Annotated in this window: 1 protein-coding gene; it reads right to left on the bottom strand. The window is 73.1% G+C overall.

From position 1 onward, the window contains the following. Positions 1–4,799, bottom strand: a 4,799-nt coding sequence (locus SACPADRAFT_RS27125) for a type I polyketide synthase (protein ID WP_007026537.1), incomplete at both ends; no start/stop codon positions are given.

The following is a 4,799-nucleotide window of genomic DNA, read 5'->3' as shown; positions in this document are numbered from 1 at the left end:
GCAGAACGGCGGCGTCCGCGCGAACGGCGGCGCTGAACAGGGCCAGGGCATCGGCGTCAGCCAGGGCACGCGCCCCGCCTCGTGCGGTGCGGCGCCGCTGCGTGTCGTCGAGATGCCCCGTCATGCCGCTGGCGCTGGCCCACAACCCCCAGGGCAGCGAGGTCGCCGGGACACCCGTGGCGCGCAGCTCGGCGGCGAGGGCGTCGAGTGCGCTGTTGGCGGCGGCGTAGCCGGACTGGCCGGGGTTGCCGAACACGCCCGCGGCGGAGGAGAACAGGACGAATGCGGTGAGGTCGCCGGTCAGCTCGGCCAGGATACGGGCGGCGGTGAGCTTCGGGGCGAGCACGGCGTCGAGCCGGTCGGGGGTGAGCGCGGTGACCACACCGTCGTCGAGCACACCCGCCGCGTGCACCACCGCCGTCACCGGATACTCCGCCAGCAAGGCCGCCACAGCCTCGCGATCGGCCACATCACAAGCCACAACCCATGCGGTGGCACCCAGCTCCGCCAACTCGGCGACCACAGCCTCCGCACCGGCAGCATCCGCACCACGACGACCGACCAGCACCAACTCCCGGACACCATGCTCAGCAACCAGATGACGCGCGAGCAACACACCCAGCGTGCCGGTACCACCCGTGATCAGCACCCGACTGTCCGCGTGGAACGGCTCGTCGGCCGGGGTGGTGTCGGCGCGGACCAGGCGCGGAGCCAGGACCCGGCCGTCGCGCACGACGAGCTCGGGCTCCTCGGCGGAGAACACGGTGGTGTCGAGCGAGTCGTCGGTGTCGACCAGCGCGAGACGGCCGGGGTTCTCGTTGGCGGCGGCCCGGACCAGGCCGCGCACGGCGGCCCCGGCGACGGTGTCGCGAGTGCGCACGACGAGCAGACCGCGCGTCTCGTCGGCCAACCACTCCTGCACGGCGGCGAGGACGTCGGCCAACGGCTGGTCGTGGACGTCGAGCACGTCGTCAACGCCGTCGCCGTCGGAACCGTCGACCTGTCGTGCCTCGACCTCGGTGCGGTCCAGGGCATAGAGGGCGGCGCCGGACGCGGGGGCGAGCGCGGCGGGATCGATCGGCCGCACGGCGAGCGCTCCCACACGGACGACGGGGTTCCCCTGGTGATCGGTGGCGGTGACGGTGACGGTGTCGGGACCCGCCGCGGCGACCCGGACCCGCAGGGTGGTCGCGCCGGTGGCGGAGAGCCGGACGTCGGTGAAGGAGAACGGGAGCCCACCGCGGGTGGCGTCGGTGACGAAGCCGCCGAGCGCGATCGCGTGCAGGGCGGCGTCGAGCACGGCCGGATGCAGGCCGAACCGTGCGGCGGCGGCGTGCTCGGCGTCGTCGAGGCGGACCTCCCCGAGGACGTCGTCGCCGTCCCGCCACGCACGGCGCAAACCCTGGAAGGCGGGTCCGTAGGCGAGATCCTGCCCCGCCAGCCCGGCGTACAGCCCGTCCACGGCGATCTCGGTGGCGGACTCCGGAGGCCAGGTGCCGAGGGCGGGCGCTTCGGGCGCGGTGATGGTCAGGTGGCCGTCGGCGTGGCGGGCCCACGGGGCCTCGTCGCCGTCGGGCCGCGAGTGGATCGACACGGTACGGCGGCCGCCGTGCTCCGGGCCGACGGAGACCTGGAGTCGCAGTGCGCCCTGCTCGGGCAGGGTCAGCGGCTGCTGGAGGGTCAGTTCCTCGATGTGCGGGGTTCCCGTGTGTTCGCCCGCGCACAGCGCCAGCTCGACCAGCGCGGTGCCGGGGACGATGAGTCGTCCCGCCACGACATGGTCGGCCAGCCAAGGGTGGTCGTCGAGGGCGAGGCGGCCGGTGAGCACGGCCCCGTCGCCGTCGGCCAGCGAGACCAGCGCGGCGAGGAACGGGTGGTCCGCCGCGCCCTGGCCGAAGCCGGTCAGGGTGCCCGCGGCGGGGCTGACGCGCTGCGGCCAGAAGCGCTGGTGCTGGAACGGGTAGGTGGGCAGCTCGACGCGTTCGCCGCCGGGGATCACCCCCCGCCAGTCCGGCGTCACGCCGTGCACGACGGCCTCCCCCAGGGAGAGCAGCATCCGCTCCAGCCCACCCTCGTCGCGCTTGAGCGAACCGACCGCGACCACATCGTCGGGCAGGGACATCGTCAACACCGGATGCGGAGAACACTCCACGAACGTGCCGAACCCCTCCGCAGCCAGCGCGGTGACAGCGTCGGAGAACCGGACGGTGGAGCGGAGGTTGTCGAACCAATACCCGGCATCCATCCCCGAGCCATCCGCAACCCGCCCGGTGAGGGTCGAGCGGATGGGCACGGTCCCGGCGCGCGGGCGGACCGGCTCCAGTGCGGCCAACAGCTCGTCGCGCAGCTCATCGACCTGCGCCGAATGCGAGGCATAGTCCACCGGGACCCGCTTCGCCCGCACACCGTCGGCCGCACAGGCGGCGATCAGCTCGTCGAGAGCCTCCGGCTCACCCGACACCACCACCGCTGTCTCGCCATTGACCGCAGCGATCGACACCCGCTCACCGAACCCGGCAATGCGGTCACGAACCTCGACCTCACCCAACGCGACCGACACCATCCCGCCACGACCCGCCAGCCGGGTCAGCACCCGCGACCGCAACGCCACCACCCGAGCACCGTCCTCCAGAGACAGCGCCCCCGCCACCACCGCAGCCGCGATCTCACCCTGCGAATGCCCCACCACAGCGTCCGGCTCGATCCCCCACGACCGCCACAACTCGGCCAACGACACCATCACAGCCCACAACACCGGCTGCACCACATCAACCCGACCCAACAAGTCGGCATCGTCCAGCACATCGGCCAACGACCAGTCCACGAACGGCTCCAACGCCGCCGCACACTCCGACAACCGCCCCGCGAACACCGGCGACTCCCCCGCCAGCTCGCGCGCCATCCCCACCCACTGCGAACCCTGCCCCGGAAACACGAACACCACCCGGCCCGGCTCCCCAGCCGCACCCTCCACCAACAACGGGTGCGGCACACCGTCGGCCAGCGCGGCGAGTGCGTCCGGGCTCAGCGCCACGGCCCGCCGGTCGAATGCGGTACGCGTGGTGGCCAGCGAATACGCCGCCGACGCCGAAGGAAGACCCGGCAACACCTCCGCAAGCCGGGCGGCCTGCGCCCGCAGCGCCTCCGGAGTACGCGCGGACATCACGAAGGGTACGAGGTCGTCACTCGGCTCAGCCGCGGCGACCGGGTCGCCCTGTTCGAGGATGACATGGGCGTTGGTGCCGCTCACACCGAACGACGACACCGCTGCGCGGGCGGGCCGCTCCAGCTCGGGCCACGACTGCGCCTCGGTCAGCAACTCGACGGCACCGGCCGACCAGTCCACCTGCGACGTCGGGCGATCGACGTGCAACGTCCTGGGCAGCACTCCACGGCGCATCGCCTCGACGACCTTGATCACCCCGGCCACCCCCGCCGCGGCCTGGGTGTGACCGATGTTCGATTTGATCGAACCCAGCGACACGGGGCGCTCCCGGCCCTGGCCGTACGTCGCCAGCACCGCCTGCGCCTCGATCGGATCGCCCAGCGCCGTGCCGGTGCCGTGGGCCTCCACCAGGTCCACATCAGCCGGTGCGAGACCGGCGTTGGCCAGCGCCTGCCGGATCACCCGCTCCTGCGAGGGGCCGTTCGGTGCCGTCAGCCCGTTCGACGCCCCGTCCTGATTGACCGCCGAACCACGCAGCACCGCCAGCACCGGGTGCCCGAGCCTGCGCGCATCCGACAGGCGCTCCACCACCAACATCCCGGCGCCTTCGCCCCATCCGGTGCCGTCCGCGCCCTCGGCGAAGGACTTGCACCGGCCGTCCGCGGCCAGCGCACGCTGCCGCGAGAAGTCGACGAACGTGGAGGGGGTCGCCATCACGGCGACACCGCCGGCCAGCGCCAGCGAGCACTCCCCCGACCGCAGCGCCTGCACAGCCAGGTGCAACGCCACCAGCGACGACGAGCACGCCGTGTCCACGGTGACGGCGGGCCCTTCCAGGCCGAAGACATAGGCGATGCGCCCGGAGGCGACGCTGCCGGAGTTTCCGGTGCCCAGGTAGCCTTCGACACCCTCCGGCAGGGAGACGAGCCTGCCCGCGTAGTCGTGGTACATCACACCCGCGAAGACGCTGCCCTCGGTGCCGCGTACGGAACGCGGGTCGATTCCGGCGCGTTCCAGCGCTTCCCAGGATGTCTCCAGCAGCAGCCGCTGCTGTGGGTCCATCGCCAGCGCCTCACGCGGGGAGATGCCGAACGGGGCTGGGTCGAAGTCGGCGGCGTCGCGCAGGAAGCCGCCCTCGGCCGTGTAGGAGGTGCCCGGGTTGTCCGGGTCCGGGTCGTACAGCGCGGCGGTGTCCCAGCCGCGGTCCGCCGGGAATGGCCCGATGGCGTCACCGCCCTCGAAGACGAGGTCCCACAGACCCTCCGGGGAGGTCACACCACCGGGGTAGCGACACGCCATGCCGACGACGACGACCGGGTCGTCCTCGTCGCGGATCGTGGCCGGCGCGGTCCGCGCGGGGGCCGTGTCCGCGGCTGGACCCGCGGACTTGCCCGCGAGGTGGGCGGCCAGCCGCAGCGGGGTCGGGTGGTCGAACACGAGGGTCGCGGGCAGGCGCACACCGGTGGCGGCGGTGAGCCGGTTGCGGAGCTCGACGGCGGTCAGCGAGTCGAAGCCCAGGTCGGCGAACGCCCCGTCCGGGGTGACGGCGGCGGGTCCGCTGTACGACAGGACGGTCGCGGCCGTGGCGCGGACGAGGTCGAGCAGAACGCGCTCGCGCTCGTCGGCGGCCATG

Source organism: Saccharomonospora iraqiensis subsp. paurometabolica YIM 90007 (assembly GCF_000231035.2).
Taxonomy (GTDB): Bacteria; Actinomycetota; Actinomycetes; order Mycobacteriales; family Pseudonocardiaceae; genus Saccharomonospora; species Saccharomonospora paurometabolica.
The sequence above is the reverse complement of the archived record's forward strand: the minus strand, read 5'-3'. Positions and strand labels throughout refer to the sequence as shown.